Below are 26,646 nucleotides of genomic sequence, written 5' to 3'. Positions count from 1 at the left end.
GGGGGACGGGGACCGTGTCGAAAATGACGGGGTGGTGGAAGAACCGCAGCAGTGCGGGGAAGGTCGAGCTCTACACCCGGTGGTCGTTCCACCTGTTCGTGGTGCTCGAAGTCGTCTCCTTCGGGCTGGTTCCGGTGGGCGCCGCCGCGGGGAAGGGCCCGAACACCGTGCCCCTCCTGCTCTTCGCGCTGGTGTGCGCCCACGCGGTGCTGTGCGGGGTGCTCACCTCCAAGTCCCTGCACTGGGTGGTGGGCCGGCGCGAGCGCCCGGTCCGGCTGGCGGTGGTCACGGCCGTCGCGTCGGGCGCGGCGACGATCGCCGTCCTCGCCCTGGAGGCGGCCGGGAAGATTCCCGAGCAGGGCGTGACGGCGATGCTGCTGCCTGCGTTCACCTGGTTCTCGGCCGGCGCCCTGGTGCTGACCCTGCGCTCGGTACGGAAGATGCGCTACGTCGGCCCGGCCGCGGCGGCCGGGACGGGACTGACCGCACTCGCCCTGGGCCTGCCGGCCGGGGAGGCCCTCGGCTACGCCGTCGCGGTGCTGCTGGGCTGCCTGTTCTTCATCTTCACCTGCGGGTTCTCATCGTGGCTGCTGCGGACCGTCTACGAGCTGGACCACTCGCGCGAGGTCCAGGCGCGGCTCGCGGTGGCGGAGGAGCGGCTGCGGTTCGGCCGTGACCTGCACGACGTGATGGGCCGCAACCTGGCGGTGATCGCGCTCAAGAGCGAGCTGGCGATACAGCTGGCCCGGCGCGAACGGCCGGAGGCGGTGGAGCAGATGATCGAGGTCCAGCGCATAGCCCAGGAGTCCCAGCGAGAGGTACGGGACGTGGTGCGCGGCTATCGGCAGGCGGACCTCGCGGTGGAGCTGGAGGGCGCGCGCGGGGTGCTCAGCGCGGCCGGGATGGACTGCCGCGTCGACTTCCGGGCCGGGCGGGGGCCGGAGCTGCCCGCCGAGGTCCAGTCGGCCCTCGGCTGGGTGGTGCGCGAGGCGACGACGAACATCCTGCGGCACGGGGACGCGCACCGCTGCCTGATCCGGCTGACCGCCGCGGAGACGGGCTCCGTGACCCTGCTGGTGGAGAACGACGGGGCCCCCGAGGCCCCCGCCGGGCCGCCCGGCTCGGGACTGGCCGGGCTGCGGGAACGACTCGCGGCCCTGGACGGGACCTTGCAGGCGGGCCTGGTCGGCGACGGCCGGTTCCGGCTGCGGGCGGAGATCCCGAACCGACGACTGCAAGAACTGGAGGTGCGGGCGTGAGCCCCGTACGCGTACTGCTCGCCGATGACGAGCACCTGATCCGGGGCGCGTTGGCCGCGCTGCTCGCGCTGGAGGACGACCTGCTCGTCGTCGCGGAAGCGGCCTCGGGGCCCGAGGCGCTGGCGATGGCACGGGCGCACCGGCCGGACGTGGCGGTGCTGGACCTGCAGATGCCGGGGGCGGACGGTGTGAGTGTCGCCACATCCCTGCGGGCCGAACTGCCGGGCTGCCGGACCATGATCGTGACCAGTCACGGCCGTCCGGGACACCTGAAGAGGGCCCTCGCGGCGGGGGTGCGGGCCTTCGCCCCGAAGACCGTCTCGGCGCAGCGGCTGGCCGAACTGATCCGGACCGTGCACGCCGGGGGCCGCTATGTGGACCCGGAGTTGGCGGCCGACGCGATCAGCGCGGGGGACTCGCCGCTGACCGCGCGGGAGGCGGAGGTGCTCGAACTCGCGGGGGACGGGGCACCGATCGCGGAGATCGCCGAGCGGGCCTCGCTGTCGCAGGGAACGGTGCGGAACTACCTGTCGTCGGCGGCGACGAAGCTGGGTGCGGAGAACCGGCACACGGCAGTGCGTCTCGCGCGCGAGCGAGGTTGGGTATAGTAGTTCTCGCGTTACGGCGCACCTGCGGACATAGCTCAGTTGGTAGAGCACCACCTTGCCAAGGTGGATGTCGCGCGTTCGAGTCGCGTTGTCCGCTCTGTAACGAAGAAGCCCCCCGGTCCTCGGACCGGGGGGCTTCTCTCGTACCTACGACCAGGACTGGCCGGTGAGGCGCTCGAAGGCCTCGACGTACTTGGCGCGGGTCCGGGCGACGACCTCCGCAGGCAGAGCCGGCGGCGGGAGCTCGCCCTTGCGGTCCCAGCCGGACTCGGGGGAGGCCAGCCAGTCGCGGACGTACTGCTTGTCGAAGGAGGGCTGCGTGCGGCCCGGCTCCCACTGGTCGGCCGGCCAGAAGCGGGAGGAGTCCGGGGTCAGCACCTCGTCGGCGGCGACCAGGCTGCCGTCCTTCGGGTCGAAACCGAACTCGAACTTGGTGTCGGCCAGGATGATCCCGCGCTCGCGCGCGATGTCCCGGGCGCGGCCGTACACGGCCAGGGTGGTCTGACGCAGCAGCGCCGCCGTCTCGGCGCCGGTGGTGCGCGCGACCTCCTCGTAGGAGACGTTCTCGTCGTGCTCGCCGACGGCGGCCTTGGCGGCCGGGGTGAAGATCGGGGCGGGCAGTTCGGAGCCGTCCACGAGCCCCTCGGGGAGGCCGAGCCCGCAGACCGTACGGGTCTCGTTGTACTCGGCGAGGCCGGAGCCGGCGAGGTAGCCGCGGGCCACGCACTCGACCGGGACCATGTCGAGGTTGCGGCAGATGAGCGTGCGGCCGGCCCAGTCGGCGGGGGCGCCGGCGGGCAGGTCGGTGGAGATGACGTGGTTCGGGACGAGGTCCGCGAGCTGGTCGAACCACCACAGGGAGAGCTGGGTCAGGACGCGGCCCTTGTCCGGGATCTCGGTGGGCAGCACCCAGTCGAAGGCGGACATGCGGTCGCTGGCGACCATGACGAGGCGGTCGTCCTCGTCACGGTAGAGGTCGCGCACCTTGCCGGTGTGGAGGTGGACGAGGCCCGGAACCTGAACCGGCTCGGGCTTTTCGACGAATCCGGACACGGGGTCTCCCTGTGGTTCTGTATGAAGCGCACCCCGATTCTCGCGCACCTGGGTCCCCTGATGCGGACAGGGGTCCGCGCTGCGGGTCGGCCGAGGCGTCGGGCGGGGGGTCGGGCGGAAGGCTGTCGCGGCTTCGGCCGGTGGCGGTCGCCGGGTCAGTCGTGCTTGCAGATCCGGTCGAGGAGATTGGCGGTGGCCCGCTGCACCCGCTCGTCGACGTGGCCCGGGCGGTCGAGGGCCGGCGACCAGGCGAAGGTGCCGGAGGCGAAGACCAGCGCACCGCTGGGCGCCCGGTAGAGGGAGGTCTCCTGGTGGCGGCGGTGACCCTCGCTGTCGAGGTACGGGGAGTGCGCCAGCAGGATCCGGTCCTGGTGCTCGGGGAGCTGGGTGCGCGGGAAGTAGCGGTCGGCCTCCCCGGCGACCAGCCCGGGCAGCTCGTCGTTCTCGCCGGCGCCGGTGGCGTCCCAGAGCCAGTGCGTGGCGTTGCGCACGATCAGGGGAGCGGGTTCGGGGACCCGGCCCGCGTACTGGATGCCGAGCAGTTGCTGCTCCGGGCGGTCGACCTCGCGCCACAGGCTGGGGCGGCCCGGTCCGCGCCGTTTTCGGCAGGTGAGCAGGCGGTCGTCGACCCCGGAGGCGGACGGGCCGAGCTCGACCTGCCAGTACATGGTGTTGGCGGAGAGGAAGACGAGCGAGGTGCCGTGCCGACGGGCGCGCTCCACGGTGCGGCGCATGGGGGCCGACCAGTACTCGTCGTGGCCGGGGAAGACCAGGCCCCGGTAGCGGGTCGGGTCGACGCGGCCGGCGTGCAGGTCGCGGGTGTCGGCGTAGGCGATGTCGTAGCCGTAGCGCTCGGCCCAGCGGATGAAGTCGTAGGCGTGGCCGACATGCAGGGGCAGGCCCGCGCCCGCGTAGGGGCGGTCGAAGGAGACGGTGACGGCCGCGTCCTGCTCGCCGAGCAGCCGGCCCTGCTCGTCCCAGGCGTGGTAGAGACTGGCGCCGCTGCGGCCGTCCTCCGGGTAGAGGTTGTAGGCCTGCCAGGTGATGTCCGGAAGCAGGAGCAGGAGGTCGGCGGGGTGGTCGTCGCGGACCGTGAAGGGGATGTGGGAGCGGTAGCCGTCGGCGGTGGTGAGTACGGCGACGTACGCGCCGACGCTCCAGTACGAGGGGACCTGGAGGCGCCAGGACAGCCACCAGTGGTGGCAGGAAACGGTGCGGTCGGCGGCGAGCGGGGCCGGCTGGACGATGCCGGAGAGACGGGGGCTGGTGGTGATCTTGGAGGCTCCGTCGCCGCCGTAGTGGCCGATCCGGTAGACGTCGACGGAGAACTGCTGGGGCGGGTCGACGGTGATGTGGAAGTCGATGGCCTCGCCGGGGGCCACTGCGCCGGTGGAGGCGAAGCCCTTGATCTGGCGGTGCACGTCGTCGGCGGTGCGGGGACCGCCGTTGCCGCGGGCGCGGGGGATCTGGCCGGTGCCGGCGGCCGCGGCGGCCGGGTCCACGTACCAGGGCACGACGTGGCCGGTGTCGTCGAAGTAGAGCTCGCTGCCCCGGAACCAGGGCAGGGGTCCCTGCCCGAAGGGGTCGTTCACCGCGTGCGCGAGCGCACCTGACTCCCAACGCCGGATCTGGTCCGCACCCATGACCGCTCCCCTCCCTCGCTCCCCCGGACGGGCGTACATCGCCTCGGTAGGCGGTTCACGGCTGAGCGGAGGAAGCGTTTTTCGCCACCTGCTTCAGGACACCCAACTGCGACCGGTCCCAGCACATCACATAACGCACGCAGCCCGTCACTGTTCGTCGCGAATTGACGGGAACGGAACACTGGCATCCGGCCGTTTGTGCGAGCCGCCACTCTCCCGGGGGCTCCTGAGACGGGCTTCCGGGACGGATTCCGGGTGGGGCTTCCAGGACGGGCTTTCGGGACGCCGCGCGCCTCAGACCAGGCGGACCGGCTTCTCCGGGCGGACCCCGAGGGCCGAGAGCCAGTCCCGCAGGGGCTCCGGGTTCCCCTCCTCGACCAGGCACAGCACGCGCGGCGCCAGGTCGGAGCGGCGGTCGCCGCCCACCAGCAGGACCGGCCCGTCGAGCCAGTCCAGGCCGGGAGTGGCCCCGGCCGAGTCCACGGCCGCACAGCACACCATCGCCGTCACATGGTCGGCCAGCAGGTCCCGGCCGCTGCGCGGCGGCTGGAGCGGGAACAGCGGGACGGCATCCGCGCCGCGCGCCTTCCCGGCTCCGGCGGCCGGTCCGGCGGCCCGCTCCTCGCGGGCCAGTTCACCGCTGATCCGGCCGGCCAGCGCCTCGCCGGCCGCGCCCTCGCCGCCGCGGTCCGTGAGGTAGCCCAGCACCCGCTCCAGGGTGGGCCCGGCGAAGCCGTCCGCGGTGGGCGGCGGGGAATCGGCGGCCGCGAGCGTGGTGTGGCCCGCGGAGCCGGGCAGGGCCACGGACCCGGCGGAGCCGCTCGTCGCGGCCGGGGCGGCGGGGGCGGCGGGCGTGGTCGGAGCTGCGGGGGCCGTGGAGCCCGACGGGCCCGGCGGCCGTCCCGCCGGGACGGCCAGGGCGTCCAGCGCCGCGTGCAGGCGGGCCGCTTCCGTCCGCCACTTGCGGTCCACGACCTCCTCCGGATACGCCGACCAGTCCACCGGGGACCAGTCCGGCCCGGCCTCGGCCGGACCTCCGTGGAAGAGCCGCGCGGCCAGCAGCGAGGTCGCCTCGTCGATCAGCCCGGGCTGCTCCAGCAGGTCACAGGCGGGCCGCTCGCCGAGCCGCGAGGTGAACCCCTCGGCCAGCCGGTCCCGCCGGGAGAGCTCGGTCAGCGCGGAGACCACCCCCGCGTCGAGGTGCGCCGGCCAGCGGCCCATCCGCCAGGCGGGCAGCGCGACCCGGGTCAGCAGCCGGTCCCAGCCCGCGTAGGCGAGGCCGACCTGCTCCTGGGCAACGATGCGCAGCCCGTAGTCCACACCCTGTGCACGCTCCGAGGCGGCCGCGGCCACCCCGCGCTCCATCTCGGCGGCGTCCGTCCGGCACAGCCGCAGCAGCAGCCGGGCGGGCGGGGCGATCCAGCCGAGGCCGCGCCGGCTGCCCACGTCCACGGCGGCGTCCAGGCCCCGTACGAATCCACGCGCGTCGGCTATGTCCGGGTGCGCGGAAGGTCCCGTGCCGGCGACGACGGGCGCGAGGACCGCCCGTAGCTCCGCGACCCGCATCCACCAGAGGAAGGGCGAGCCGATCACCAGCACGGGGGCGGCGCCCGGCGCGGACTCCGGCCCGGGCTGTCCCGTGGATCCGGCCCCGCCCGCGGACATGCGGGCGGCGTCGCGGCGGTGGGCCGCGTGCGTGCGGTCCTCCAGCCAGCTGTCGCAGTCGGGTGTCAGGGCTATCGCGGAGGGGGGCGGCACGTCCATCCGGTCGGCCAGGTCCCGCACCAACCGGTAGAGATCGGGCGCGGCGGCCTCCGAGAGCGGCACCGTCGGCGTCACGGCGGGGCTCGCCCGCAGCACCACGGCGGCGAAGGCACCGCCGACGAGGAGCACCAGTGCGGCGACCGCGCACACGACGAGGGTCACCGTGGGCCAGGGATCACCGGCCAGGCGGCCCGTCGTGCGGGCGGCGACCAGCACCACCGCGAGGGCGGCGGGCAGCAGCCCGACGGCCAGGGCCCTGCTGCGCACGCGCAGCACGGCCAGAGCGCGGGAACGTGCGGACGGCACGCCCGCTTCCATGATCGAACCGGTTCCGGACACGGCCGGACCTCACCCCCTCTGCCCTGCGGCGACGTTGCTCACTCCCCCACTGTGACACCCGCCACTGACATCGCAATGCCGGTGGGCCAAGTGCCGGAATGCTTGCGCCGCACCCTAGTTGGGGCACGCGCGGGCGTCAGGCAGACCGGGTGACGATCACCCGATGGAATGGCTTTGGGTAAAGGTGGGTGCGTTCGAACGCGGCCGGATGCAGTCGCACGCGAACGCGCCCGCGGGCCCGGGCGCACGAAGTGCGCACCGGGCCCGCGGGTCTGCGGAGCCGCTGGTCAGTGGCCCTGGGCCGCCTTGGACGCGATGTCCGTACGGTGCTGCGAGCCGTCGAGACGGATCCGCGCCACCGCCTTATACGCCTTGGCGCGGGCCTGCGCCAGATCAGAACCGGTCGCCGTCACCGACAGCACGCGGCCGCCCGCGCTGACCACCGTGTTGCCCTCGCGCCGGGTCCCGGCGTGCAGCACGTACGCATCGGGCTCGTCCTCGGCGGCCACCTCGAGAAGGCCCTCGATCGGGTCCCCGGTCCGGGGGGTCTCGGGATAGTTGTGGGAGGCGATGACCACCGTGACGGCCGCGTCCTCGCGCCAGACGAGCGGGGGCAGGGTGTCCAGGGTGCCGTTGGCGGCGTTCAGCAGGACGCCCGCGAGCGGGGTGCGCAGCCGGGCCAGGACCACCTGGGTCTCGGGGTCGCCGAAGCGGGCGTTGAACTCGATGACCCGGGTACCGCGACCGGTGATCGCGAGGCCGGCGTAGAGCAGCCCGGAGAAGGGGGTGCCGCGGCGGCGGAGCTCGTCGACGGTCGGCTGGAGGACCAGCTCCATGACCTCGTCGACCAGCTTCGGGTCGGCCCAGGGCAGCGGGGAGTACGCGCCCATGCCGCCGGTGTTGGGGCCCTCGTCGCCGTCCAGGGCGCGCTTGAAGTCCTGCGCCGGCTGGAGCGGGACCACGGTGACGCCGTCGGTGATGGCGAAGAGGGAGACCTCGGGACCGTCGAGGTACTCCTCGATGACCACACGGTCGCAGGCGAGCGCGTGCGCACGGGCGACGGCCAGGTCGTCGGTGACCACGACGCCCTTGCCGGCCGCGAGGCCGTCGTCCTTGACGACGTACGGGGCGCCGAAGGCGTCGAGGGCCTCGTCCACCTCCTCGGGGGTGGTGCAGACGTAGCTGCGCGCGGTCGGTACCCCGGCCGCGGCCATCACGTCCTTCGCGAAGGCCTTGGAGCCTTCGAGCTGCGCCGCCTCGGCGGACGGCCCGAAGACGGGGATGCCGACGGCGCGCACGGCGTCGGCGACGCCGGCGACCAGCGGGGCCTCAGGGCCGACGACGACCAGGTCGGCGGCGATTTCGGTGGCGAGAGTGGCGACGGCTGCACCGTCGAGGGCGTCGACCGGGCGCAGTGTGGCCACGTCGGCGATACCGGCGTTGCCGGGAGCGCAGTACAGGGCGGACACGGCGGGGTCGAGGGACAGAGAGCGGCACAGGGCATGTTCGCGGGCGCCGCCGCCGATGACGAGGACCTTCACGCTGCTCAGCCTAGCCGGGACGGGGCGGTCGCCTTCGTGCGGCCACCCAATCAGGACCGGCTACTCATTTGTGTATTCCTCCACAACGGTGGCTCCGAGCTCGCGCACGATCAGGTCGTGTCCGGTCAGGGCGCTCTCGACGAGGTCGGGATCGTCCTCCTCCGCGTGGTCGTCCTCGGGGGCCACCGGCGGGGGCGCCTGCTGTACGGGGGGCTGCGGGGCGGAAGCCGACTGCTGGGGCTGCTGCTGCGGCGTGTACTGCTGCGCGGGCGGGGTCTGCGGGGTGGAGGGCTGTTGCGGCTGCGCCGGGGGCGGCGGGCTGTAGGCGGGCGCGGCCGGAGCGCCGTACGAGGAGCCGTACGAGGAGGTCTGGACCGGGGCGGGGGATCCGCCGCCGACGACGGCCTCGATCTTCCAGTTGACCTGGAACTGCTCGGCCAGGACCGCCTTGAGCACTTCCTCGCTGCCGCTGCTGGCGAAGTTGTCGCGGGCGCCCGCATTGGGGAAGCCCAGCTGGAGCGTGGTCCCGTCGAAGCCCGTGACCTGGGCGTTCTGGCTGAGGAGGATCCAGGTGAAGCGGCGGCGGTTCTTGACGGCCTCCAGCACGCCCGGCCACATCGCCTGCACCTGCCCGGCTCCGGCGGCCATGCCGGGGGAGGGGGCGGCGGCCGCGGGGGCCGGCGCGGGGGCGGCGGCCGGGGCGACGGGCGCGGGCGCGGGGGCGGACGCGGAAGCGGGGGCGGAGGCGCTGGGCCAGGCACCGGCGGCGGGAGCCGCGGCGGCCGGCGCCGGCGCCGCGGCGGCCGCGGCTCCCGGCCAGGCACCGGGGGCGCCGCTCCCGGGCTGCGCGGCACCGGGCCACGCGCCGGGGGCCGGAGCTGCGGGAGCGGGAGCGGGGGCAGCGGCTGCGGGCGCGGCCACGGGGGCAGCGGCCACGGGAGCAACGGCGGGCGCGGCCTGAACCGGCTCGGGAGCGGGCACCCCGGCGGCGGCACGCACGGCGGCGACCCCACCACCGGGACCGGCGGGCGCCATGGGATGCGCCTCGGGCCCGGGCACGTAACCCATGGCGGGACCCGCGGCCGGCGGCGCGGCGAAGGCGGCGGCCGCGCCGCTGCGCTCCAGCCGGTCGAGCCGGGCCTGGAAGGACCGCTCGTCGTCGAACGCGGCGGGCAGCAGCACCCGGGCGCAGATCAGCTCCAGCTGCAGCCGGGGCGAGGTCGCGCCGCGCATCTCGGTGAGCCCGGTGTTGACCAGATCGGCGGCACGCGACAGCTCGGCGGCCCCGAACACGGACGCCTGGGCCTGCATCCGCTCCACGACATCGGCGGGGGCGTCGATCAGCCCCTTCTCCCCGGCGTCCGGCACGGCGGCCAGGATCACCAGGTCGCGCAGCCGCTCCAGCAGGTCGGCGACGAACCGGCGCGGGTCGTTCCCGCCCTCGACGACCCGGTCGACGACCTCGAACGCGGCCGCCCCGTCCCCGGCGGCGAAGGCGTCGACGACGGAGTCGAGCAGCGAACCGTCGGTGTAGCCGAGCAGCGAGGTGGCCATGGCATACGTCACACCGTCGTCGGCGGCGCCGGCGAGCAGCTGGTCCATGACGGACATCGAGTCACGCACGGAGCCGGCGCCCGCCCGCACGACGAGCGGCAGCACGCCGTCCTCGACCTTGGCGCCCTCGCGCCCGCAGACCTCGCCCAGGTAGTCCCGCAGGGTGCCGGGCGGCACGAGGCGGAAGGGATAGTGGTGCGTCCTGGACCGGATGGTCCCGATCACCTTCTCCGGCTCCGTGGTGGCGAAGATGAACTTGAGGTGCTCCGGCGGCTCCTCGACCACCTTCAGCAGGGCGTTGAAGCCCGCCGAGGTGACCATGTGGGCCTCGTCGATGATGTAGATCTTGTAGCGGCTGGACGCCGGCCCGAAGAAGGCCTTCTCCCGCAGGTCACGGGCGTCGTCCACACCACCGTGCGAGGCGGCGTCGATCTCGATGACGTCGATGGACCCGGGGCCGTTCCTGGCCAGGTCCCGGCAGGACTGGCACTCCCCGCAGGGGGTCGGAGTGGGACCCTGCTCACAGTTCAGACACCGGGCGAGGATGCGCGCACTGGTGGTCTTGCCGCACCCGCGCGGCCCGCTGAACAGGTACGCGTGATTGACCCGGTTGTTCCGCAGGGCCTGCATCAGCGGGGCAGTGACATGCTCCTGCCCGATGACCTCGGCGAACGATTCGGGGCGATAGCGGCGGTACAGCGCAAGGGACGACACGTATACGAGGTTATCCGGGCCCACCGACATCAGCGGCCCGCCGATGCCCCCGGAGGGCGCCCGGAACGCAAAGCGCCCCCCACGCACCCGCCAGAGCCCACTTACCCTTGCTGCCTTCCGGCCCTGGGGGAGTTGGGTGAGATAGCGCCACGTGAGGGGCTGGCCCCACCCTAGCGGATGGAAGCCCCCGGAATCGAGCCGGACCCCGACCCGACCTCCGCCCGACGATCACGTTCGCGAGCACCCCTCAACGTCTTGTATTGTTTGCGGCGGAGGATTCGCCTAGTGGCCTAGGGCGCACGCTTGGAAAGCGTGTTGGGGGCAACCCCTCACGAGTTCGAATCTCGTATCCTCCGCCAGTGCCTCACCGGGCACGTTGTAGAAGGGCCCCGCTGCTTGCAGCGGGGCCCTTCTACGTTTCCGGCCTCCGCGCCGTCGGCGTCCCTCGCGTTCCGGAGTCCGGCGAGGCCGTACGGGATATACAGAACCGACATTCCGGATCGGGTCGGCGCCGAGAGCCCTGCTCGCCTCTTGCCCGAAGGAGGCCCGTACCGGCTCAAAGAGACAGAACCCACGGATTCGACGCCAAGAGCATCCGGGAGACGCCTCGGCCCGATCAATGCCTGCCACTTGCGGACATGCGGACCCCTCCCTGTCACACCCTCCATAGGTTTCCCCCCAAACAAGATCGAATGGGGGCGCCGGGCGGCAGCACCGGTCGGCCCCGCGCAAAGGAACGAGGGGGCAGCGTGGCCAGCGAGGGGAAGAGCATCCCGGCCGTCTACACCGAGACGATCGAGGTGACACCCGAGACCTGCAAGAGCTGGATGGACAAGCGGACATGCAACCGCGTCCCGCTCAAGCGCTCCAACATCGACAAGTTCAAGGTCATCCTCCGGAGCGGCCAGTACCGCACCACCCATCAGGGCTTCGCGCTCGACTGGCACGGCTGCCTCATCGACGGACAGCACCGGGCGGCAGCGCTCCTGGAGACCGGGATCACCGTGACCAGCCAGGTCACCTACAACATGGACCCCGACACCTTCGCCGCCATCGACGGGGGGCGCGTGCGGACCGCCGGCGACTTCGTCGCCCAGCTGACCGAGATGAAGCAGAGCAACTCCAACGTGTACGGCGCCGCCCTGAAGATCCTCAGCAACCGCCTTGCGGGCATGCACTGGACCCGGTGGACCAACGGCAGGCCCACGGCCGAGCAGCTGCAGGGGTGGGTGGAAACGTGGCCCGTCAGCGAGGACCGCATCGTCCGCCTCACCGCCAAGGGCAAGCAGTGCCATGCGAGCGCCACCGGCCTGATCGTCGCCTACAGGATCATCACCGAGACGTGGCCGGAGCACGTCGCCGACTTGTTCTTCGACTGCATCGGCGAGGCCAGCAAGGAGTTCGTCGGGCGGGACCCGCGGGCCATCTACACGAACACCATGATCAACGTGAACAAGGGCCGCGTCAGCCGCGACAGCGTCCAGCAGTCCGCGCAGGCCATCAAGGCCTTCAACGCCCTGATCGCGGGGGAGACGATCGGCACCCTGAAGAAGATGAAGATCGGCGGCACGAAGGTCATCGAGGACCGGAAGACCGGCGAAGAGGTCGAACAGGTCTACCTCGCGGATCGCTACCCCGAGGTCATCGCCAGGACCGTCGAAGTGAGCGATCAGTGGATCACCCGCGACAAGCTCGTGCTGTTCGACTAGAGCACCGCCCCGCACCCTCCGGCCCGCGTGCGGCGGCAGGGCCGGGCGGGGCCCGGCTCAGCCGAAGTTCGGCATCTCACCCACCGTTGTCGACATGTCGATCACTGCGAACGCGGCGCCCTGCGGGTCCGTCACCGCCGCGAAGCGGCCGAACGGGCTGTCCATCGGGCCGAAGTGCAGCTTTCCGCCGTGCTTCTGCGTCTTCGACACCGCCTCGTCGCAGTCGGGCACGCCGAAGTAGATCTGGATGTACGGCGGGATCTCGGGCGGGAAATCGTCGCCCATCTTCATCCGGCCCAGCACGGGGTTCCCGCCGCCGCCGACGCTGAAGACCTTGAAGTCCATGCCGGCCGCCTCCGGGTCGTCGCCCGCGTCCATCTGCTGGGCGCCGTACGGGAAGACCTTCGGCAGGAAGCCGTCCGCCTTGGCCGGTTCCCGGGTGAAGACCTCCGCCCACGCGTACGAGCCCGCCTCGCCCATCTTCTCGAAGCCCTTGTGCTCGCCCGGCTGCCAGACGCCGAAGACCGCGCCGCTCGGCTCCTTCGCGATCAGCATCGTGCCGAAGGTTCCCACCTGCATCGGGCCCATCAGCACCTCGCCGCCGTTCGCCGTGACCTTCTCGGCGGTGGCCGCCGCGTCGGGCGAGGCGAAGTACAGACACCACTGCGAGGGAGCGTCGGCCCCCGGCATCGGCGGGACGACGGCCGCGACGGCCTTGCCGTCGGAGTAGGCCTGCGTGTAGTTGCCGTACTCACTGCTGGCCTCGCCGAAGGTCCAGCCCAGCACGTCCGCGTAGAAGGTCTTGGCCCCCTCCACGTCGGCGAACATCGCGTCCACCCAGCACGGAGCGCCTTCGGAGAACTCAGACATGATCGATCGACTCCTCGTCTCGTACCTGTCGTCGTCGTAGACGGTCGTACTCACGCTAGGCGCGCGGTGCGGCGACCGCGCGGGGAGCGCGCCCAGGCGGGACGCTGGAGCCATGGACAAGGACATCACCATCCGGCTGGCACAGCAGCCGGAGGCGGACGCGCTGCTCGGCCGGAGCCCTCTCGCCGCACTCGTCGGAATGCTGCTGGACCAGCAGGTACCGATGGAGTGGGCGTTCTCGGGGCCCTGGACGATCGCCCAGCGGCTGGGCGCCGACGATCTCGACGCGCACGCCATCGCCGCCTACGACCCGGAGGCCTTCGCCGCCCTGCTCTCCGAGAAGCCCGCCGTCCACCGGTACCCGGGGTCGATGGCGACGCGGATCCAGCAGCTGTGCGCGTACCTCGTCGAGCACTACGGCGGGAGTGCGGAGGCGGTCTGGGCCGACGCCACCACGGGGCAGGAGCTGTTGAAGCGCCTCAAGGCGCTGCCGGGCTTCGGGGAGCAGAAGGCGCAGATCTTCCTCGCCCTGCTGGGCAAGCGGTTCGGCGTGCGGCCGACGGGCTGGCGGGAGGCCGCGGGCGGGTACGGCCCGGCGGGCGTCTACCGTTCGGCGGCCGACATCACGGGCCCCGAGTCCCTGGCCAAGGTGCGGGCGCACAAGCAGGAGATGAAGGCCGCCGCCAAGGCGGACAAGGCGGACAAGGCCGGCCAGGCCGGCAGGACCGGGAAGGCCGCGGGCGGATCCTGATCCCGCCCCTCCCTGGTCAGGCGGTGGAGCGGCGCCGAATTGACCGGCCCGACAGGCAGCGGATTGACCCCTGATACCGGTCTATCAAGACCGTAGATTGGTGGACATGACAGAGATCGCGACCCGCGCCGCCACCGCCGAAGCCATCCAGGACGCCCCCGGCAGCCTCATCACGCTGCTCACCGACACCGCCGAGCTCACCTGCAACACCGCCACCTTCGACGAGGGCGCGGCGGGCGCACCGGTGCACTTCCACACCAAGGCCACCGAGTTCTTCCACGTCACCGCCGGACGGCTCGACATCCTCGTCGACGACAAGATCCACACCCTGGACGCCGGCGACTTCATCGCGGTCCCGCCGGGGGTCAAGCACGCCTTCGCCCCCGCCCCCGGCCACACCGCCGCCGTCTTCGTCGGCTTCACCCCCGGCATGGGCCGCTTCGACTACTACCGGCTGCTCGGCCGGGTCAACGCGGGCGAGGCCACCGTGCAGGACATCAAGGACAGCTCGGCGACCTACGACAACCACTACGCGGAGAGCTCCGCCTGGAGCGGGCGCCGCCGCAGCGCGGAGCCGTAGACCACGTCCGCGTCGAGGCGGCGCAGTTCCTCCGCGATCAGTTCGGCGCCGCTGCGGATCTTCAGGGCCACCTTGCGGTCGGGGCTGCCCGGCAGGCTCAGGGTGGCCAATACGCCCGCAGGCCGGTCCACCCGGATCTCCCCGCCCGTGGTGTGCAGGCTGACCCGGGTGATCACCGGGCCCTCGCTCGCCACCCGGGCCACCGGGATCCCCAGCCGGTCCTCCAGCCAGCGCGCCAGCAGTTCCGCGCTCGCGTTGTCGGGCTCGCTCTCCACCGACGCGCCGGTCACCGGCAGCGGCTTCTGGTCCAGGGCGGCGGCCAGCAGCGACCGCCATGAAGTGATCCGGGTCCAGGCCAGGTCGGTGTCGCCGGGCTGGTAGCCGGTGGCCCGCTCGTCGAGCACGCCGATCGTGTCGACGGCGGCGGCCGCGTCCGTGATCCGGCGCTGCGCGAGCGCGCCCAGCGGGTCGCCCGCCAGGTCGGTGGGAGCGTCGGCCGGCCACCAGGCCACGACGGGCGCGTCCGGCAGGAGCAGCGGCAGGACGACCGAACCGGCCTGCTCGGTCAGCGCCCCGTGCAGGCGCAGCAGCACGATCTCCCCGGTCCCGGCGTCCGAGCCGACCCGGAGCTCGGCGTCGACCCGGTTGGCGCGGAGCTTGAGCGGGCCGCGCGAGGTCCGCCTGATGACCGCGATGATGCGGCACGGGTGCTCGCGGGAGGCCTCGGAGGCCGCGCGTACGGCGTCGTAGGCGTTCTCCTCGTCGGTGACGATCACAAGGGTCAGCACCAGCCCCATGGTCGGGCTGCCTATCGCCCGGCGGGCTTCGAGCAGGGCCCGGTTGACCTTGCTGGACGTGGTGTCGGTGAGTTCGGTCCGCATGGGCCAGAGTCTGTCACCGCGTCACCGCCGCTTGCGCGCCGTCCCGAAGATAGAGCGGGAGATCTCCCTTCCCAGTTGAGTGCCGATCGAGCGGGCCAGTGAACGGAACAGCCCGCTCCCCACCACCTGCTCGGCCAGCGAGGGATCCGGCTCAGGTGCGCCGCGCGCGGCCCGCGCGGCCTCCTTCTCCGCCGCCTCGGCCTGCTTCTCGGCCTCGGCGGCGGCCGCGGCGGCCTCCGCCTGCGCCTCCGCGGCGGCCTGTTCGGCACTGATCCGCTCGTACGCCGACTCGCGGTCGATCGGCTCCGCGTAGCGCGAGTAGAGCAGCGAGGACTTCACTGCCTGCTCCAGGTCCGCCGCCGCGATCGGTCCCATCAGCGACTGCGGGGCCCGCAGCCGGGTCGCCGCGACCGGGGTCGGGGCGCCGTTCTCGCTGAGCACGGTGATGACCGCCTCGCCGGTCCCCAGTCCGGTGAGCAGCTCCTCCAGGTCGTACGGGGAGTTGGGAAAGGTCTTCACGGTCGCCTTCAGCGCCTTGGCGTCGTCGGGGGTGAAGGCGCGCAGCGCGTGCTGCACCCGGTTGCCGAGCTGCGCGAGGACGTCCGCCGGCACGTCCTTGGGGGTCTGCGTGACGAAGAAGACGCCGACGCCCTTGGAGCGGATGAGCCGGACCGTCTGGGTGATGGACGCGAGGAAGGCCTTGGAAGCCCCGTTGAAGAGCAGGTGCGCCTCGTCGAAGAAGAAGACGAGCTTGGGCTTCTCCAGGTCGCCGACCTCCGGCAGGTCGTTGTAGAGGTCGGCGAGCAGCCACATCAGGAAGGTGGAGAAGAGCTGCGGCTTGTCCTGGACCGCCGGGAGCTCCAGTACGGAGACCAGTCCGTGCCCGTCGGCGGCCGTACGCAGGAACTCGCCGGTGTCGAACTCGGGCTCGCCGAAGAACTCCGAGGCGCCCTGCTGCTCGAAGGCGGTCAGCGCCCGCAGGATCACCCCGGCCGTCACGGTGGACAGTCCGCCGATCCCCTTGAGTTCGGATTTGCCCTGGTCGGATACGAGGAAGGCGACGACCGCGCGCAGGTCCTTGAGGTCGATGAGCTCCAGGCCCTTGGTGTCGGCGTAGTGGAAGATCAGGCCGAGGGACTGCTCCTGCGTCTGGTTGAGCTGGAGCACCTTGGACATCAGCACCGGGCCGAAGCTGGTGACCGTGGACCGGACGGGGATCCCGGGGCCGATCCCGCCGAGCGAGTAGAACTCGCAGGGGTACCCGGTGGGCTCCCACGACTGGGCCACATCGCGGGCCCGTTCGCCGATCCTGTCGCCCGGCGTCCCGGGCGCCGAGATCCCCGAGATGTCGCCCTTGATGTCCGCGAGGAAGACGGGGACACCGCCCGCCGACAGCTGTTCGGCGATGAGCTGGAGCGTCTTGGTCTTGCCCGTGCCCGTGGCTCCGGCGACGAGTCCGTGGCGGTTGAGCATCGCGAGGGGGATGCGGATCTGACGGTCGGGCAGGCAGCGGCCGTCCCACAGGAGGGCCCCGAGGTCGAGCGCGGGTCCGGTGAAGGCGTACCCGGCGGCGATCCGGTCGGCGGGTCCTGCCTCGGCCACCCCGCCCGGCTGACCGTCGGCCTGACCGCCCGTCTGGCCGCCCGTCTGGCCGCCCGTCTGGTCCGCCGGGACGGCGGAGTCGGTGCTCTCGCTCATGCATCACTCCCGAAATAGCGCTGTTCGTCACTTTTGCACCACCGTCGCGAGGCTGCGCCTGCACGCACCGGCCCGGTAGGCTTTCCGTGTGATCTTCAAGCGCATCGGAAGCGGACGGCCCTACCCCGACCACGGCAGGGAAACCACCCGGCAGTGGGCGGACGTCGCGCCGCGCCCGGTCCGGCTCGACCAGCTCGTGACGACCAAGGGCCAGCTGGACCTCGAAACGCTGCTCGCCGAGGACTCCACCTTCTACGGCGACCTGTTCGCCCACGTCGTGAAGTGGCGTGGCGACCTCTACCTGGAGGACGGGCTGCACCGCGCCGTGCGCGCCGCCCTGCAGCAGCGCCAGGTCCTGCACGCGCGCGTCCTCGAGATGGACTGACGGCTTCGTCTGGATTGCGCCTTTCGGGTCACCATTGACCTATCAGCAGATCATTTAGTAGGCATCGACACCGGGCCGCACTACGCTGCGCCCATGAGCATGCTCACTCCCCCCGGCATGGGCGGAAAGTACCGCGTCACGGGAGCCGCCTACCCCCGTATGAGTCGTAAGCGGAGCCGTACCCGGATCGTCCTCGCCGTGCTCGGCTCGATCCTTGCGCTGGCCCTGGTCGGCTACGGGGCCCTGCAGCTCATCGACGTGTTCCGGGGCGACAGCCCCAAGCGGAACACGGCTGCGGGTGCCAAGGACTGCCCGACCACGCCTCCCGAGGCCGCCGCCAAGGGCGGCCCCGCCGCCGCCTCCACCGCCTCGGCCGCCGCCAAACCGGCGGTCGTGCTCCCCCCGCCCGGGGAGATCACGGTCAACGTCTACAACGCGACCCCGCGCGCGGGCCTGGCCAAGGCCGTCGGTGACGAACTGGCCAAACGCGGCTTCGTGATCGGCAACGTGGGCAACGCCCCGGCCACCTTCGACAAGAAGGTCCCCGGCACGGGGATACTGCTGGGCTCCCCCACGACCGACAAGGCCGTCTTCTCCGTACTCGGCACGCAGCTCGCCGGCACCACCCAGCAGACCGACACCCGCGAGACCGCGGACGTCGACCTGATCCTGGGCGACGCCTTCAAGGAGCTGAGTACGAAGGAGGACGCGGACAAGGCGCTGGCCCTCCTGGCCAACCCCGTGCCCGCGCCCAAGAACTGCTGAGGCGCCGAACCGCCGTACGGCCCGGCCCGTAACGCTCGTACGGCTCTGCTACTCGGCCGAGCCGTACATGCGGTCGCCCGCGTCACCCAGGCCCGGCACGATGTAGCCGTGCTCGTTGAGCCGCTCGTCCACGGCGGCCGTCACCACCGTCACCGGCGTGCCCGCCAGCTCGCGCTCCATGATCTCGACGCCCTCGGGCGCGGCCAGCAGCACCACGGCCGTGACGTCGTCGGCGCCGCGCTTGATCAGTTCCTGGATCGCCGCGACCAGCGTGCCGCCGGTGGCCAGCATCGGGTCGACGACGTAGACCTGGCGTCCCGAGAGGTCCTCCGGCATGCGCGTCGCGTACGTGGAGGCCTCCAGGGTCTCCTCGTTGCGGACCATGCCCAGGAAGCCCACCTCGGCGGTCGGCAGCAGCCGGACCATGCCGTCGAGCATGCCGAGGCCGGCCCGCAGGATCGGCACGACCAGCGGGCGCGGGTGCGAGAGCTTCACGCCGGTGGTCGGGGCGACCGGGGTCTCGATGTCGGCCTGCTCCGTGCGCACGTCCCGGGTGGCCTCGTACGCGAGCAGGGTCACCAGCTCGTCGGCCAGCCGCCGGAAGGTGGCGGAGTCGGTGCGCTTGTCGCGCAGGGTGGTGAGTTTGTGCGCCACCAAGGGGTGATCGACGACCTGCAAACGCACAACATCCTCCAAAACTCAGCCTGCGACCTGCAAAAACGGTCGCACGACGCGACCTGCACCCAAAAGGCTACGCGCTGACGCGGCCCCTTCGCGTCCGAAGCGGCGACCGGGCCCGGCGCGGCCCTGCGGATGCGCCCCGCTCGGACGCCCAGCAGGCTGGACTGATGAGCAACACACCGGTGATCGCGGCCGTCGACGGATCGGAACACAGCCTCAGGGCCCTGGAGTGGGCGCGGACCGAGGCCCTCCGGCACGGCAGCGGGCTGCTGGTCGCCCATGTACTGCCCGACCACGCCCAGTTGTATGCGGGGCGCCGGGCATCGCTGCACGACGCCTCGCAGCCCGCGGAGTTCGCCGACCCCGTGCGCGACTGGATCGGGTCCCTGTTCGGCGGCGGCGGGAGCTCCGGGCTGCCCGAGTGGGTCACGTACGAGGCCCTGGAGGGCTCGGTGCCCGAAGCACTGCGGGTGATCGGGGCGGAGGCCCGGATGCTGGTGATGGGCTCCCGGGGCCGCGGCGGCTTCGCCAGCCTGCTGCTCGGCTCCAGCAGCCGGGCCGTGGCGAGCACGGCCGCCTGCCCGGTGGTGGTGGTCCCGCACGCGGAACGCAGCGCCGGCGCCGACGCCGAGGCGGAGGAATCGGCCGGGCGGGTGGTGCTCGGGCTGCACGCCGCCGAGACCGCCGACGACGTACTGACCTTCGCGTTCACGGAAGCGGCCGTGCGGGGGACCACCGTCCAGGTGGTCTCCGCGTACGCCATCCCGCCCTCGCCGACCCTGGTGATCGACAGCCCCTTCGCCGTGATCCCGCCGGAAGGGCTGGCCGACGAAGGGGACGGCGTACCGGCCGAACGGGAGATGCTGCGGTCCCAGACGGAGCGGCTGGCGCCTTTCCGCGAGCGGTTTCCGGACGTCCCGGTCGAGCAGGCGGCGGTGCCCGGGGACCCGGCCGGCCGGCTGGTCACCGCCTCCCGCGCGGCGGCGCTGGTCGTGGTGGGCCGGCACCACCCGCGGCGCACCGCGATGTCGATGTCGATCGGCTCGGTGGCCCACGCCGTGCTCCACCACGCGCACGGTCCGGTCGCCGTGGTCCCGACCCTCAAGGACGACGCCTGACCTGCGGCGGGGTGGCATCAAACGGCCCGTCCGGGGGAAGGTGGGTGCAGGGGGGACGACCGACCAGCCCAGGGTGGTGGCCGATGCCCGAGACGCAGCCGAACGACGAGGCGCCGGAGACCGCGGCGCAGCGCCGGGCCCGCCGCGCACAGTTCCTGCGCGACCTGATGGAGGCGCGTGAGCTGCGCGATCGCGTCCAGCCCCGCCGCGCCCGTGCGGCGCGTATGCGCCAGCAGATGCGGATGCGTACCTTCCGCTGGTAGCGCCCCGGTCTGGCCGGCCATCGCCCCCGATCGCCGGCGGCCACCCGGAGCATTCCGGCCCCGCGGGCCGGATCCGGCCCGGCAGGCGCGCACCTCGCGGCCTCCGGCCCCCGGCACGCCGCGACACGTCCGAGCCGCACCGCCCGCCCCACACCCCTCGATACGGCCCCGCCGCCCCAGCGCCGCAACCCCGCACGCCCCCTGCCGGGACACGGCGCGGCACGACGCAAGCGCGGAAGACCTCTCGCTCAGCCGCTGTTTCTGCCACGATGCCGATTGGGCGGGGTACGGGCGGCGAGCAGCACAGCCGTTCTGCCCCATCCTCCGGCCGGGGGGACCTCCAACCGGCACGCCTAAGACCAGTGGGAGAGTCACGGTGTATTTCGCCGCACTGCTCGCGCGCACCGAAGACGGGTGGGAAGCGAGCGACATGGAACTCGACGACGTCGAGTCCCTCAGTGATCTGATCGATCTCGCCCGGTCCGCCGCTGTCGACGACGACACGGTGGTCGCCCTCATCGAGCAGGAGGACGCCTGGTTCGGCGTCGTCCGCGTGGACGGCGAGGAGGACCCGCGGTACTTCGTCTCGAACGCCTCCGCGGCCGCCCGCAGCTCCTACGGCTCGATGCTGACCAAAGAGCTGCTGGGCAGCGACGAGGAGGACGACGAACTCGACGACCTGGACCTCGACGGCACCGAGGACGGCGAGGAGGATGCCGTCGCCGCGTTCACGGACGAGGACGCCGACGAGGACGAGGCGGGCGGGGCCGGCGCGGAGCCGGTACCGGCCGGTCCGCTCGGTGACCCGATGCTGCTGGACGACCTCGGGGTGACCAACAAACAACTGATGACCCTCGACGGGGACGCCCTCTCGGAGATCGCCGACTCCCTCGGCGCCACCGAGGTCCTGGAGGCCGTCCGCTAGTGCTCCCTGCGAACACCGACGATCCCGTACGGGATCCGTGGCGGGACTCCATGCGCCTGGCGCTCCAGGAGGCCGCCCGGGCGGTGCCGGCCGGCGATGTGCCGGTCGGCGCCGTCGTGCTGGGCCCGGACGGGAAGATCCTCGCCACCGGGTACAACGAACGCGAGGCGACCGGCGACCCCACGGCCCACGCGGAGGTACTGGCGCTGCGCCGGGCGGCCGCCGCGCTCGGGGAGTGGCGGCTGCCGGGGTGCACCCTCGTGGTGACCCTGGAGCCGTGCGTGATGTGCGCGGGCGCGCTCGTGCAGTCGCGCGTCGCCCGGGTCGTCTTCGGCGCGGACGACGAGAAGGCGGGCGCCGCGGGGTCGCTGTGGGACCTCGTACGCGACCGCAGGCTCAATCACCGCCCGGAGGTGGTCCGCGGTGTCCTCGCGCAGGAGTGCGCGCAGCAGCTGAAGGACTTCTTCCGCGACCTCTGACCGGCCGGACCGGGTTCGTGAAAGCCCTGCGCACGGCACCTGCGGCGTCTCCGGAGACGCCCCGGAGACGCCGATTTCGGCGGATGGGGGTCCTTAGGCTAGGATCCATCTCGGTAGTGTGTCCGAGTGGCCGAAGGAGCTCGCCTCGAAAGCGAGTATGGGGCAACCCATCGGGGGTTCAAATCCCTCCACTACCGCTTCGATCGAGAGCCCCGCCCCGCAAGGGTCGGGGCTCTCGGCGTTTTCCGATCCTCTCTCCGGAGGACACCCGCGTGACCGCCCGCCCCTTCGGCCGTTGTCACGGCATGACCAAGACCCAGCGCATGCTCGCCGCCATCGCCCTCGCGGGGGCCGCCGCGGGCCTCGCCGCTCCCGCCGCCTCGGCCGCCCCGATCTCCCCCCTCACCCTGCCGGACCTGCCGGCGGCCGCCCCGGGCATGCCGGCCGGGGCCCAGCCCACTTCCGTCCAGGAGATCGGGTCGCAGCTCAGCGCCGGTGCGAACCAGCTCAACGCGCTGATGGAGCTGCCCAACCAGCTGGCCCCGGTCATCGCGCCCGTACAGCCCCTCACGGATCTCGCCGGCGGCCTGGAGTAGCACCCCGGCCTCCGACGGCGGACCAGGGACAACGCGAGGAAGGCCCCGACCGGCGGTCGGGACCTTCGACGCACGGGACGGGGGAAGTGGCATCAGGGGGACAAAGCCACTTCCCCCGACGAGGACGGACCTGCCGGTCCGGGCCGCAGTCAGGGGGAAGCTCGCGGCTCGGACCCCGCAGTGAGGCCCAGTCCCTCACCCACCGGTTTCCTGCCAGAACCGGTGGGCTCACATCCATCCTGCGCCCGCCGCAACCCCCCGCCCCGCGGCAAAGGACCCGGCGTGCCGGGTCATTGGTCCTTAAAGGACAGGTGAGTGCCCAATCCTGACCGGTTAGACTCACCCGACTTGCAAGGACCGGTTGGGGAGGCCGCCCGCACGTGGACACCAAGAAGCTCATCACGGGTGCCCTCACCGTGTTCGTCCTCTTCGTGATCATCACCCAGCCGAAGAGGGCTGCCGAGATCGTGGAAATAGGCTTCCAGGGGATATCGGATGCCGCATCCGGCATCGGCGAGTTCATGACCGAACTGGTGCGCTGACCCGTACGCTGAAGCGGTTCCCGGACTTCCGGCCCCCCACTCCGACGGGTGGGGGGCTTTTTGTATACCCACCATTGGGCATAATGCCCCGCTATGCCCAACTTGCCTTCAACACGGCGATATACGGTGCTTGCACACAGTGCACATCTCTTGTGATGCTATGACCGCTTTTGATGGATGAGAGTTGACTGAAGGGGTGGCGTGACCGTGCCGGCCAGTACTGCGCCTCAAGTACCACCCCAGCAGGACCCCCAGGTGCCGCCCCAGTCGGAGCCCCAGCGGGAACACCGCCAGGAACCCCCACAGGCGCCGCCCGAGGAGCCCCCGGTCGCACCGAGACCCCCCAGCAGGGGCGCGGACACCCGGGCCCTGACCCAGGTCCTCTTCGGGCAGCTGAAGGGCCTGGAGCCGGGCACCAGCGAGCACAGCCGGGTGCGCGGGGCCCTGATCGAGGCCAACCTCCCGCTCGTCCGGTACGCGGCCGCCCGCTTCCGCAGCCGCAACGAGCCGATGGAGGACGTGGTCCAGGTCGGCACCATCGGCCTCATCAACGCCATCGACCGGTTCGACCCGGACCGCGGCGTGCAGTTCCCGACCTTCGCGATGCCGACCGTCGTGGGCGAGATCAAGCGGTACTTCCGCGACAACGTCCGCACCGTCCACGTACCGCGCCGCCTCCACGAGCTCTGGGTCCAGGTCAACGCCGCCACCGAGGACCTCACGACCCTCCACGGCCGCACTCCGACCACCGCCGAGATCGCCGAGCGGCTGCGGATCACCGAGGACGAGGTGCTGTCCTGCATCGAGGCCGGGCGCAGCTACCACGCGACCTCCCTGGAGGCCGCCCAGGAGGGCGACGGCATGCCCGGGCTGCTGGACCGCCTCGGCTACGAGGACCCGGAGCTGGCCGGGGTCGAGCACCGCGACCTCGTCCGCCACCTGCTCGTACAGCTGCCCGAACGTGAGCAAAGGATCCTGCTCCTGCGGTACTACAACAATCTGACGCAGTCGCAGATCAGTGTGGAGCTCGGCGTCTCCCAGATGCACGTCTCCCGACTCCTCGCCCGGAGCTTCGCCCGACTGAGATCCGCAAACAGGATCGAGGCGTAACCGGAACGAGTGGAGATCATTCACACGTTTCCCGACAGATCGGACTGATCGACTCCTGACCTGCTCTGTCGCTGGAGATATATGTCGACATGGCGCTACAGCGCGTTGCCGACATGTGACATTCTGCGTGAACCGCGTTTGCCGCAGCCCCGCCTCCGGTATTCAGGTGGAGGCTGCGTTCCTCCGACGGGCGCGCAGTACGCGACCGTCCGCGACCTCAAGGGGGTGGCATGTCCGTAGACCAGGGCAGCTCCAAGGTGCTCACGCTCGTCAAGAGCGTGCCTGCGCCGACAGCACCTGCAGCGCCCGACCGCTCGGAAGCCATCGACACCCGGACCCTCTCCCGCTCCCTCTTCCAGCGACTTGCCGCCCTGGATGCGGACAGCCCCGAACGGGCGTACGTACGCGACACCCTGATCGAGCTGAACCTGCCTCTCGTCCGGTACGCGGCCGCCCGCTTCCGCAGCCGCAACGAGCCGATGGAGGACATCGTCCAGGTCGGCACCATCGGCCTGATCAAGGCGATCGACCGCTTCGACTGCGAACGCGGCGTCGAGTTCCCGACGTTCGCGATGCCGACCGTCGTGGGCGAGATCAAACGATTCTTTCGGGACACCTCCTGGTCCGTCCGCGTCCCGCGGCGGCTCCAGGAGCTGCGCCTGGCGCTGACCAAGGCCAGCGACGAGCTCGCCCAGAAACTGGACCGCTCGCCGACCGTGCCGGAGCTCGCCGCCGTGCTCGGGGTCTCGGAGGAGGACGTGGTCGACGGTCTCGCCGTCGGCAACGCCTACACCGCCTCCTCGCTCGACTCGCCCTCCCCCGAGGACGAAGGCGGCGAGGGCTCCCTCGCGGACCGCCTCGGCTACGAGGACACCGCGCTGGAGGGCGTCGAGTACCGCGAGTCCCTGAAGCCGCTGCTCGCCAAACTCCCGCCCCGGGAACGGCAGATCATCATGCTCCGGTTCTTCGCGAACATGACGCAGTCGCAGATCGGCGAGGAGGTCGGCATCTCCCAGATGCACGTCTCCCGGCTGCTGACCCGCACCCTGGCGCAACTGCGCGTGGGCCTCATCGGGGAGTGATCCGGCGCCTCGCGCTTCCCAATTGACGATGCGTCAGGAAAACTGGCGCGATGCGAAAGGGATCGCGAGCGGCCGCCACCACCCTCATCGCCCTGTGCTGCACGGCCGCCGCCGGCCTCACCGGCTGCGGCGGCCCGGCGCGGGACGGCTACGCCGCCGTGGGCGCCGCGGCCCCGGGCCCCGAACGGGGCGCGGGGGAGAACGTGGCACCACGGGGTCAGGTGGAGTTCCAGCAGCTCGGCGGCCCGGACACGGCGGGCGGATCCTCCGCGTCCGCGGAGTCCTCCGATACGACGTCCGGTCCCGCGGGATCCGGGATCCCGGGCGACGCCCCGGGCGGAGCCACGACCACCGCCCCCGGCGGCTCCGGGAACGCCCCCGGCACCCCCACCGGGCCGGGCAGCACCCCACCGTTCCCCGGCACTCCGGGCACGCCGACGCCGCCCACCGGGCCGACCCTGCCGGGCACCCCGACGAGCCCGCCCACCGGGCCGACCCCTCCGGGCACGACCGCGCCGGGCACGCCGGCGTCCACGCCGGCCCGACTGACGCTGTCCGCGCCGGTCCGCGCGGCCGCGGCCGACCGCTGGTGCGAGCGGGTCACCGTGACCTTCACCAACACCGGGACCACCGCGGCCCGTTCCGGCACGGTCAGCTTCGCGACGCACATCATCGGCGCGCTCGGGGTCGACTGGGCCACGATCACCACGAGCCAGCCCCTGCCGGCACCCCTGGCGGGCGGGACCTCGAAGACGCAGACCTACACGGTGTGCGTGGAGTCCTGGCGGGTGCCGCTGGGCATGCACGTGGACACCCGGAAGGTCACCGCCACCTGGAGCTGAGCCGCCCGCGGCGCCGGGCCGGGCCGGAGATCGTCAGCGCAGGGCCACCCAGGCGACCACTCCGATGACGAGCACGAGGGCGAGGACCAGCCCCACCTTCACGGCCGGATTCGAGGACCCGGACCGCCCCTGCTGCTGCTCGGCGCGGCGCTGCTGACGGGATCCGGGACCCGCCTGGCGAGCCGGCGCGGCCTCATCGACGAAGGCCCGGAACATCTGCGTGCTGCCCGCGGGGTCGTAGTTGCCCTCAGGGACCTGTGAGTTGTGGTTGTCAGCCATGGAGCAGGACCCTAGCCGGTTTTCCGATTCCTTTACCGCCCCACCCCCGGATTCATTTGCCTGTAGCAACCAATCGCTTCTATGGTTGCCTCAAGCAACAAGATGGGGGAACCCGGTGACCGTGCAGACCGCACCCACGACCGAGCGCACTCCGGCCACCTCGGCCGTCACGACCACCTCCTCGGACGCTCCCGGCACTCCGTATGCGGAGCTGGCCCGCCAGCTCACCGGGATCGGCGCGGTCAAGCGCGAGCTCGCCCGGAACCTGCCCCCGGACTGCCCGCCCGGCGCGGCCGTCGTCCTGACCGTGCTCGACCGGCACGGGGAGATGCGCCTGAGCCGGCTGTCCGAGTTCATGGCGGTCGACATCTCGGTGACCAGCCGGCACGTCACGCACATCGCCGACCGCGGCTGGATCGAGCGGGAGATCGACCCGGTCGACGGACGCTGCCGGATCCTGCGGCTCACCCCGGCCGGACGGGCGCTCCTCACCGAGCTCGGCGCCCGCCACACGGCCTCGCTGGAAAGAGCCCTCCACGGCTGGTCCCCCCAGGACATCGACGCACTCAACACCCTGCTGGCCCGACTCCGATCGAGCTTCTAGAGGTAAGGAAA

The 26,646-nt window shown here is 72.1% G+C and carries 27 protein-coding genes, 3 tRNA genes and 1 other RNA gene; 20 read left to right on the top strand and 11 right to left on the bottom strand.

All coding sequences use genetic code 11. The features are described from left to right. Positions 1 to 14 precede the first annotated feature (14 nt). From OG373_RS21160 to OG373_RS21150, 3 genes are all read left to right on the top strand, one after another. A complete protein-coding gene (locus OG373_RS21160; RefSeq protein ID WP_405439673.1) occupies positions 15 to 1,259 on the top strand; it encodes a sensor histidine kinase in 1,245 nt (414 codons plus the stop codon). Next, positions 1,256 to 1,867: a response regulator gene (locus OG373_RS21155; protein WP_405439672.1), complete on the top strand. Its 612-nt coding sequence runs from the start codon at positions 1,256 to 1,258 to the stop codon at positions 1,865 to 1,867. Before OG373_RS21160 ends, OG373_RS21155 begins: the two co-directional genes overlap by 4 nt. Positions 1,868 to 1,891: 24 nt before the next feature. Next, a tRNA-Gly gene (locus tag OG373_RS21150) sits at positions 1,892 to 1,964 on the top strand. Between the two features lie 50 nt (positions 1,965 to 2,014). Here OG373_RS21150 and OG373_RS21145 read toward each other — a convergent pair. The 6 genes from OG373_RS21145 to ffs all read right to left on the bottom strand — a co-directional run bounded on the left by OG373_RS21145 (position 2,015) and on the right by ffs (position 10,639). Further along, the gene (locus tag OG373_RS21145; RefSeq protein WP_397736205.1) at positions 2,015 to 2,920 is read right to left on the bottom strand and encodes a phosphoribosylaminoimidazolesuccinocarboxamide synthase; all 906 of its coding nucleotides are present in this window, start codon (positions 2,918 to 2,920) and stop codon (positions 2,015 to 2,017) included. Between the two features lie 155 nt (positions 2,921 to 3,075). Continuing rightward, the gene (locus OG373_RS21140; RefSeq protein WP_405439671.1) at positions 3,076 to 4,563 is read right to left on the bottom strand and encodes a N,N-dimethylformamidase beta subunit family domain-containing protein; all 1,488 of its coding nucleotides are present in this window, start codon (positions 4,561 to 4,563) and stop codon (positions 3,076 to 3,078) included. Between the two features lie 294 nt (positions 4,564 to 4,857). After that, positions 4,858 to 6,645 carry a hypothetical protein gene (locus OG373_RS21135; RefSeq protein ID WP_405444139.1) on the bottom strand — a complete coding sequence of 596 codons (1,788 nt, stop codon included), beginning with the start codon at positions 6,643 to 6,645 and terminating at the stop codon, positions 4,858 to 4,860. A 308-nt stretch (positions 6,646 to 6,953) separates the two neighbouring features. Further along, on the bottom strand, positions 6,954 to 8,207 hold the full coding sequence (gene purD, locus OG373_RS21130) for a phosphoribosylamine--glycine ligase (protein WP_405439669.1): 1,254 nt from the start codon (positions 8,205 to 8,207) through the stop codon (positions 6,954 to 6,956). Between the two features lie 60 nt (positions 8,208 to 8,267). Further along, positions 8,268 to 10,475 carry a DNA polymerase III subunit gamma and tau gene (locus tag OG373_RS21125; RefSeq protein WP_405439668.1) on the bottom strand — a complete coding sequence of 736 codons (2,208 nt, stop codon included), beginning with the start codon at positions 10,473 to 10,475 and terminating at the stop codon, positions 8,268 to 8,270. A gap of 65 nt (positions 10,476 to 10,540) precedes the next feature. Beyond that, positions 10,541 to 10,639, bottom strand: an RNA gene (gene ffs, locus OG373_RS21120) — signal recognition particle sRNA small type. Positions 10,640 to 10,746: 107 nt separating this feature from the next. On the opposite strand from ffs, the gene OG373_RS21115 reads away from it, so the two are divergent. Continuing rightward, positions 10,747 to 10,834 (top strand) — tRNA-Ser (locus OG373_RS21115). Positions 10,835 to 11,224: 390 nt separating this feature from the next. Continuing rightward, on the top strand, positions 11,225 to 12,184 hold the full coding sequence (locus OG373_RS21110; RefSeq protein WP_405439667.1) for a hypothetical protein: 960 nt from the start codon (positions 11,225 to 11,227) through the stop codon (positions 12,182 to 12,184). A 57-nt stretch (positions 12,185 to 12,241) separates the two neighbouring features. On the opposite strand, the gene OG373_RS21105 is transcribed toward OG373_RS21110, so the two are convergent. Further along, positions 12,242 to 13,054 carry a VOC family protein gene (locus OG373_RS21105; protein WP_405439665.1) on the bottom strand — a complete coding sequence of 271 codons (813 nt, stop codon included), beginning with the start codon at positions 13,052 to 13,054 and terminating at the stop codon, positions 12,242 to 12,244. A gap of 112 nt (positions 13,055 to 13,166) precedes the next feature. Between OG373_RS21105 and OG373_RS21100 the strand changes: the two genes are divergently transcribed. Together OG373_RS21100 and OG373_RS21095 are read left to right on the top strand one after the other, a co-directional pair. After that, positions 13,167 to 13,805: an HhH-GPD-type base excision DNA repair protein gene (locus OG373_RS21100; RefSeq protein ID WP_405439664.1), complete on the top strand. Its 639-nt coding sequence runs from the start codon at positions 13,167 to 13,169 to the stop codon at positions 13,803 to 13,805. A 106-nt stretch (positions 13,806 to 13,911) separates the two neighbouring features. Next, a complete protein-coding gene (locus OG373_RS21095; RefSeq protein WP_405439662.1) occupies positions 13,912 to 14,385 on the top strand; it encodes a cupin domain-containing protein in 474 nt (157 codons plus the stop codon). On the opposite strand, the gene opcA is transcribed toward OG373_RS21095, so the two are convergent. Further along, positions 14,334 to 15,266: a glucose-6-phosphate dehydrogenase assembly protein OpcA gene (gene opcA / locus OG373_RS21090; RefSeq protein ID WP_397736229.1), complete on the bottom strand. Its 933-nt coding sequence runs from the start codon at positions 15,264 to 15,266 to the stop codon at positions 14,334 to 14,336. The two genes, OG373_RS21095 and opcA, sit on opposite strands and share 52 nt — an antisense overlap. A gap of 21 nt (positions 15,267 to 15,287) precedes the next feature. After that, positions 15,288 to 16,964 carry a helicase HerA-like domain-containing protein gene (locus OG373_RS21085; RefSeq protein ID WP_405439661.1) on the bottom strand — a complete coding sequence of 559 codons (1,677 nt, stop codon included), beginning with the start codon at positions 16,962 to 16,964 and terminating at the stop codon, positions 15,288 to 15,290. Between the two features lie 88 nt (positions 16,965 to 17,052). On the opposite strand from OG373_RS21085, the gene OG373_RS21080 reads away from it, so the two are divergent. Both OG373_RS21080 and OG373_RS21075 read left to right on the top strand, forming a co-directional pair. Further along, positions 17,053 to 17,349 carry a type II toxin-antitoxin system VapB family antitoxin gene (locus tag OG373_RS21080; RefSeq protein ID WP_030010424.1) on the top strand — a complete coding sequence of 99 codons (297 nt, stop codon included), beginning with the start codon at positions 17,053 to 17,055 and terminating at the stop codon, positions 17,347 to 17,349. Positions 17,350 to 17,442: 93 nt separating this feature from the next. Beyond that, positions 17,443 to 18,114 (top strand): LytR C-terminal domain-containing protein, encoded by a 672-nt coding sequence (locus OG373_RS21075; RefSeq protein WP_397736233.1) that lies wholly within the window; start codon positions 17,443 to 17,445, stop codon positions 18,112 to 18,114. A gap of 48 nt (positions 18,115 to 18,162) precedes the next feature. Here the strand turns inward: OG373_RS21075 and upp are convergent, their stop codons facing one another. Beyond that, on the bottom strand, positions 18,163 to 18,798 hold the full coding sequence (gene upp, locus OG373_RS21070; RefSeq protein WP_030010426.1) for a uracil phosphoribosyltransferase: 636 nt from the start codon (positions 18,796 to 18,798) through the stop codon (positions 18,163 to 18,165). A gap of 164 nt (positions 18,799 to 18,962) precedes the next feature. Here upp and OG373_RS21065 point away from each other — a divergent pair, with 164 nt between their 5' ends. The 10 genes from OG373_RS21065 to OG373_RS21020 all read left to right on the top strand — a co-directional run bounded on the left by OG373_RS21065 (position 18,963) and on the right by OG373_RS21020 (position 25,752). Further along, entirely contained in the window at positions 18,963 to 19,913 is a 951-nt protein-coding gene (locus OG373_RS21065; RefSeq protein WP_397736235.1) for a universal stress protein, read from the top strand. An 83-nt stretch (positions 19,914 to 19,996) separates the two neighbouring features. Next, on the top strand, positions 19,997 to 20,176 hold the full coding sequence (locus OG373_RS21060) for a hypothetical protein (RefSeq protein WP_030384042.1): 180 nt from the start codon (positions 19,997 to 19,999) through the stop codon (positions 20,174 to 20,176). Positions 20,177 to 20,552: 376 nt separating this feature from the next. Further along, positions 20,553 to 21,101, top strand: coding sequence for a hypothetical protein (locus tag OG373_RS21055; RefSeq protein WP_405439660.1), 549 nt, complete (start codon positions 20,553 to 20,555; stop codon positions 21,099 to 21,101). 50 nt (positions 21,102 to 21,151) lie between these two features. Beyond that, a complete protein-coding gene (gene tadA, locus OG373_RS21050; RefSeq protein WP_405444138.1) occupies positions 21,152 to 21,580 on the top strand; it encodes a tRNA adenosine(34) deaminase TadA in 429 nt (142 codons plus the stop codon). Positions 21,581 to 21,692: 112 nt separating this feature from the next. Beyond that, positions 21,693 to 21,777, top strand: a tRNA-Ser gene (locus OG373_RS21045). Between the two features lie 75 nt (positions 21,778 to 21,852). After that, positions 21,853 to 22,176: a hypothetical protein gene (locus tag OG373_RS21040; protein WP_397736240.1), complete on the top strand. Its 324-nt coding sequence runs from the start codon at positions 21,853 to 21,855 to the stop codon at positions 22,174 to 22,176. A 380-nt stretch (positions 22,177 to 22,556) separates the two neighbouring features. After that, on the top strand, positions 22,557 to 22,718 hold the full coding sequence (locus tag OG373_RS21035) for a hypothetical protein (protein WP_184791566.1): 162 nt from the start codon (positions 22,557 to 22,559) through the stop codon (positions 22,716 to 22,718). Between the two features lie 255 nt (positions 22,719 to 22,973). Continuing rightward, a complete protein-coding gene (locus OG373_RS21030) occupies positions 22,974 to 23,828 on the top strand; it encodes an RNA polymerase sigma factor SigF (RefSeq protein ID WP_397736242.1) in 855 nt (284 codons plus the stop codon). 230 nt (positions 23,829 to 24,058) lie between these two features. Continuing rightward, a complete protein-coding gene (locus tag OG373_RS21025) occupies positions 24,059 to 24,910 on the top strand; it encodes an RNA polymerase sigma factor SigF (protein ID WP_405439659.1) in 852 nt (283 codons plus the stop codon). 50 nt (positions 24,911 to 24,960) lie between these two features. Next, positions 24,961 to 25,752, top strand: a complete 792-nt coding sequence (locus OG373_RS21020; RefSeq protein WP_405439658.1) for a hypothetical protein — start codon at positions 24,961 to 24,963, stop codon at positions 25,750 to 25,752. Between the two features lie 33 nt (positions 25,753 to 25,785). On the opposite strand, the gene OG373_RS21015 is transcribed toward OG373_RS21020, so the two are convergent. Then, positions 25,786 to 26,031 carry a hypothetical protein gene (locus tag OG373_RS21015; protein WP_405439657.1) on the bottom strand — a complete coding sequence of 82 codons (246 nt, stop codon included), beginning with the start codon at positions 26,029 to 26,031 and terminating at the stop codon, positions 25,786 to 25,788. Between the two features lie 211 nt (positions 26,032 to 26,242). Between OG373_RS21015 and OG373_RS21010 the strand changes: the two genes are divergently transcribed. Further along, positions 26,243 to 26,635 carry a MarR family winged helix-turn-helix transcriptional regulator gene (locus tag OG373_RS21010; protein WP_405444137.1) on the top strand — a complete coding sequence of 131 codons (393 nt, stop codon included), beginning with the start codon at positions 26,243 to 26,245 and terminating at the stop codon, positions 26,633 to 26,635. The last annotated feature ends 11 nt before the right edge of the window (positions 26,636 to 26,646 follow it).

The sequence above is a fragment of the Streptomyces avidinii genome (genome assembly GCF_045161815.1).
Classification (GTDB): Bacteria; Actinomycetota; Actinomycetes; order Streptomycetales; family Streptomycetaceae; genus Streptomyces; species Streptomyces avidinii.
The sequence above is the reverse complement of the archived record's forward strand: the minus strand, read 5'-3'. Positions and strand labels throughout refer to the sequence as shown.

Excerpts from the sequence above, each read along its gene's own strand:
- OG373_RS21140 (WP_405439671.1), bottom strand. The coding sequence starts at position 4,563 with ATGGGTGCGGACCAGATCCGGCGTTGGGAGTCAGGTGCGCTCGCGCAC.
- OG373_RS21135 (WP_405444139.1), bottom strand. The coding sequence starts at position 6,645 with ATGGAAGCGGGCGTGCCGTCCGCACGTTCCCGCGCTCTGGCCGTGCTG.
- OG373_RS21105 (WP_405439665.1), bottom strand. The coding sequence starts at position 13,054 with ATGTCTGAGTTCTCCGAAGGCGCTCCGTGCTGGGTGGACGCGATGTTC.
- OG373_RS21100 (WP_405439664.1), top strand. The coding sequence starts at position 13,167 with ATGGACAAGGACATCACCATCCGGCTGGCACAGCAGCCGGAGGCGGAC.
- OG373_RS21095 (WP_405439662.1), top strand. The coding sequence starts at position 13,912 with ATGACAGAGATCGCGACCCGCGCCGCCACCGCCGAAGCCATCCAGGAC.
- opcA (WP_397736229.1), bottom strand. The coding sequence starts at position 15,266 with ATGCGGACCGAACTCACCGACACCACGTCCAGCAAGGTCAACCGGGCC.
- OG373_RS21085 (WP_405439661.1), bottom strand. The coding sequence starts at position 16,964 with ATGAGCGAGAGCACCGACTCCGCCGTCCCGGCGGACCAGACGGGCGGC.
- OG373_RS21075 (WP_397736233.1), top strand. The coding sequence starts at position 17,443 with ATGAGCATGCTCACTCCCCCCGGCATGGGCGGAAAGTACCGCGTCACG.
- OG373_RS21065 (WP_397736235.1), top strand. The coding sequence starts at position 18,963 with ATGAGCAACACACCGGTGATCGCGGCCGTCGACGGATCGGAACACAGC.
- OG373_RS21060 (WP_030384042.1), top strand. The coding sequence starts at position 19,997 with ATGCCCGAGACGCAGCCGAACGACGAGGCGCCGGAGACCGCGGCGCAG.
- tadA (WP_405444138.1), top strand. The coding sequence starts at position 21,152 with ATGCGCCTGGCGCTCCAGGAGGCCGCCCGGGCGGTGCCGGCCGGCGAT.
- OG373_RS21025 (WP_405439659.1), top strand. The coding sequence starts at position 24,059 with ATGTCCGTAGACCAGGGCAGCTCCAAGGTGCTCACGCTCGTCAAGAGC.
- OG373_RS21020 (WP_405439658.1), top strand. The coding sequence starts at position 24,961 with ATGCGAAAGGGATCGCGAGCGGCCGCCACCACCCTCATCGCCCTGTGC.
- OG373_RS21015 (WP_405439657.1), bottom strand. The coding sequence starts at position 26,031 with ATGGCTGACAACCACAACTCACAGGTCCCTGAGGGCAACTACGACCCC.